General features: G+C 49.8%; 2 protein-coding genes, 1 tRNA gene and 1 pseudogene. 3 read left to right on the top strand and 1 reads right to left on the bottom strand.

Annotated features, from left to right (window positions below; genetic code table 11):
- Positions 1-133 precede the first annotated feature (133 nt).
- The 3 genes and pseudogenes from IHN22_RS12520 (at position 134) to IHN22_RS12510 (ending at position 1,697) form a co-directional block, all read left to right on the top strand.
- The gene (locus IHN22_RS12520; RefSeq protein ID WP_191435686.1) at positions 134-601 is read left to right on the top strand and encodes a phage holin family protein; all 468 of its coding nucleotides are present in this window, start codon (positions 134-136) and stop codon (positions 599-601) included.
- Positions 602-661: 60 nt separating this feature from the next.
- A pseudogene (locus IHN22_RS12515) lies at positions 662-1,516 on the top strand (nucleoside recognition domain-containing protein); the annotation flags it as partial.
- A 104-nt stretch (positions 1,517-1,620) separates the two neighbouring features.
- A tRNA-Arg gene (locus IHN22_RS12510) sits at positions 1,621-1,697 on the top strand.
- 241 nt (positions 1,698-1,938) lie between these two features.
- Here the strand turns inward: IHN22_RS12510 and IHN22_RS12505 are convergent.
- Positions 1,939-3,453: S-layer homology domain-containing protein (locus IHN22_RS12505; RefSeq protein WP_191435685.1), on the bottom strand; the 1,515-nt coding region annotated here is incomplete at its 5' end.

Raw genomic sequence — 3,453 nt, 5'->3', positions numbered from 1 at the left:
GCCAAGGAGGCGTGGAGCAAGGCCGTAGCCGCCGGGATCTTCGACGGCACCCGGCCCAGGGACCAGCTCACCCAGCAGGAGGCCGCCGTGGTGCTGGACCGGCTTGGACTGCTGCCGGAGAAAGGAGCCTGACATGGAGCACATCAATTCCTTTAAAGCGGCGGTGGCCGCCGTCTGCGCCGCCCTTACCGCCCTGTGGGGGTGGTTCGGCTGGCTGGTGGTGGCCTGGATCGTGTGCATGATCATCGACTACGCCACCGGCTCCGCCGCCGCCCTGCGGGCGGGGAAGTGGTCCAGCAAGACCGCCCGGGACGGGATCTGGCACAAGCTGGGCAGCGTGGTGGCCGTCATCGTGGCGGCCATCCTGGATACGGTCATCGGCCATCTGCTGGCCCATGTGCCGGGGGTGGAGCTGCCCTTCGCCTATACGGTACTGCTCTGCCCCCTGGTGGTGATCTGGTACATCCTCACCGAGGCCGGCAGCATTATCGAGAACGCCGGCGCCCTGGGGGCGCCCATCCCGGTCTGGCTTACAAAAATGATTGCGGCATTGGAGTCCAAAGTAGATCAGGCGGGGGACAATATGTCATCTAAAGAATGATAAACTCAAACAGCTCTTCGGACTTTCCGGAGGGCTGTTTCTATTTGCATTGTTATATATACTATGTGTATGGGTTTCGGATGCAACGCCGCCGGTGTAGTGGGATGCCGCATCATCGATTCTCCCCGGGAACGGCTGATTGCCATTCTTACCAACAGTTTTGTTCCTTGCAATGGGCGATTCCCAACCCTGATTGCTCTGATCACCATGTTTTTTGTGGGTACGGCAGGAGGGTTGTGGCAGGGAATGGTATCCTCACTGCTGCTCACCGGGGCCATTCTGCTGGGCGTGGTTATGACCTTCGGCATATCTCGTCTCTTATCCAATACGTTGCTGAAGGGGATTCCGTCGGCCTACGCCCTGGAGCTGCCGCCCTACCGCCGCCCCAGAGTGGGGCAGATTCTGGTACGTTCGGTGCTGGACCGTACGCTGTTCGTATTGGGGCGGGCGGTCGCCGTTGCCGCGCCCGCTGGTTTGGTGATCTGGCTATGTGCCAACATTACTGTAGGAGGAACCAGCATCTTGGGCTGGTGCACTGGTTTTCTGGACCCCTTCGGCCGGTTGTTGGGCATGGACGGCACTATTTTGATGGCCTTTATATTAGGCTTCCCTGCCAATGAGATTGTGATCCCCATCATTCTCATGTCCTATCTGTCCACTGGAACCTTACAAGATACGGGAAGCCTTGAGGCTCTTCGGGAACTGTTGGTGGTAAACGGCTGGACTTGGACCACAGCACTGTGTACCATGCTGTTTTCTCTGTTCCACTGGCCATGCTCCACCACCTGCCTAACCATCGCGCGGGAAACACGCAGTGTAAGATGGACGGTGCTGGCTGTGGTTATCCCAACAGCGCTGGGAATCTGCCTTTGTTTGCTGACAGCCACTGCCTCAAGGCTGCTGGGGGCAGTGTAAATAAAGTCTGACTGGAAGTTTTTTAGGAAAAATCAAAATTAACTCTTTACAAACAGAGGGATGGTTGCTATAATAATCTGGCACGTTAAAAGAACGTGTCAGATGCGCCCGTAGCGCAATTGGATAGAGCGTCAGATTCCGGTTCTGAAGGCTGGGGGTTCGAGTCCCTTCGGGCGTACCACGAAGAAATCCTGTAACCACAAGGGTTACAGGATTTCTTTTTTTGTTTTGTACAGTTTTTCCGTATAGACTATACTACCAAAGATATGGCTTTTGGATTTGCCAATTGTAATTCTGAAATAATATGGAGATGATAGTGATTTCCTTGGGTACAGATTAGCGGATGACAGTCGTTTTGAGAATAATCAAATCAGAGGATAACGCCAAATCTTTGACGGTATCCTCTGATTTTAACAATATAATTATGCTGCGAATCCGCGGTACAGGAGGGTTACGATTTCGGCTCGTGTACAAGTGCGTTCTGGGCTAAAAGTGGATGGTCCAGTACCAGTAGTGATGCCCTCTTCAAGTGCCCAGTCAACGGCGCGGGAGGAAACATCTGAAAAATTGGCCTTTTCAGCAACGGGACAACCAGCATACCGCCACATAAACTCCACAGCCATTTCGCGAGTACAGGGGGCATTGGGGGAGAAGGTGCTGCCGCTGAATAATTCGTTAGAGGCTGCCCATGCCACCGCTTCCTCATAGTAGACCCCTGGGGGCACATCGGAAAAAGAACCATGGTCTTGGACAATAGGTGACCCGGCGGCGCGCCACAGGAATGTGATAATTTCAGCCCTAGTGCAGGTTCGATCCGGTGTGAAGGTGGTGGTACTAGTGCCAGTTGTAATCTCATTTATGAGTGCCCATTGCACAGAATCGCTGTAGTAGGCGGTTGAACAAATATCCGTGAATGATGTTGTGTAAAGATAGATTCCTTCAGGGTAGTTGATACTTTCATTTAACTGCTTTGCTTCGATCACCAGTTGGCCTGCGTCAGATAATGCGTAGAGGGCATTGATCAAATCCCCTGTAGGAATAAGGTCCAGCACAACAGATTCTGTGATAGAGGCGATACCTGATGCAGAAGCGAGTTCCTCTGACAACAGATGCAGAAGATCTATTCCAGAGTCGGAGAGGAGCATCATGAAAGATTGTATCTTGTCCCCAAAATTTAAAAGGCTCCAATCACTGTTCTTTAGTTCTTGAACGGCCAAACTCTTTATTACCTTGACTGTTGCTGCCTGTGCATAATCCTTGGTAAAAGCCTTTTCAAGAATGGGATCTATAATCAAATTCTTAGAATCAGCAATTTTTTCTGTGCTGCTTGTTAAACTGCCGGTAGTGGTAGCTAAATCAACAGTAATACCGATAAGATTTGCAAATAAGGCAACAGGCGAGGAGGCGTTATTGGTGATTTCAATGTATCCGCCAACAGGAACATCTACTTCTGCCTTTGAACACTTTGTAAAGCTTTCGCCGGAATAATATTTATTGTTTTCCTGTAAATAAAAGAAATCCCCTACTTCTTTAACCAAAGATATTATAGAATCAATAAAGCTGCTATCCATAGTTGTAAACTTGTCTATCACATAGTAATCCGAAATATTTCCTGCCGCATCGTAGGCAGTAACTGCCCCATAAATATCCAGAGAATTATATACAGTCATAGTTACATAGTAATGGTCAAGTTCACCCTTAGAATTCTTGACCTCTTTATATTGGAAGTCATCTATGACCATGCCACTATAGTTATAACAATTTGTAGTTTTGCCAGCTTCAATCGTCATTTGAGGAACATTGTCAAAACTGCAGACGGTTTCTGAATTTACTACATAGAGCTCCAATGTACCGGTAACGCCTTGTGTGGTGTGTTCTACTTTTAGTACAGCTGAACCCGGCTTTTTTGCGGTCAAAGAGATTTTTTGGCCGTAGCC

This window comes from Flavonifractor sp. An112, from assembly GCF_904377885.1.
Taxonomy (GTDB): Bacteria; Bacillota; Clostridia; order Oscillospirales; family Oscillospiraceae; genus Flavonifractor; species Flavonifractor avicola.
Note: the sequence above shows the minus strand (reverse complement) of the source record. Positions and strands in the feature narration are given on the sequence as shown.

What these genes read in the sequence shown, in the direction of transcription:
- IHN22_RS12520 (WP_191435686.1), top strand. Translation starts at nt 134, where the DNA reads ATGGAGCACATCAATTCCTTTAAAGCGGCGGTGGCCGCCGTCTGCGCC.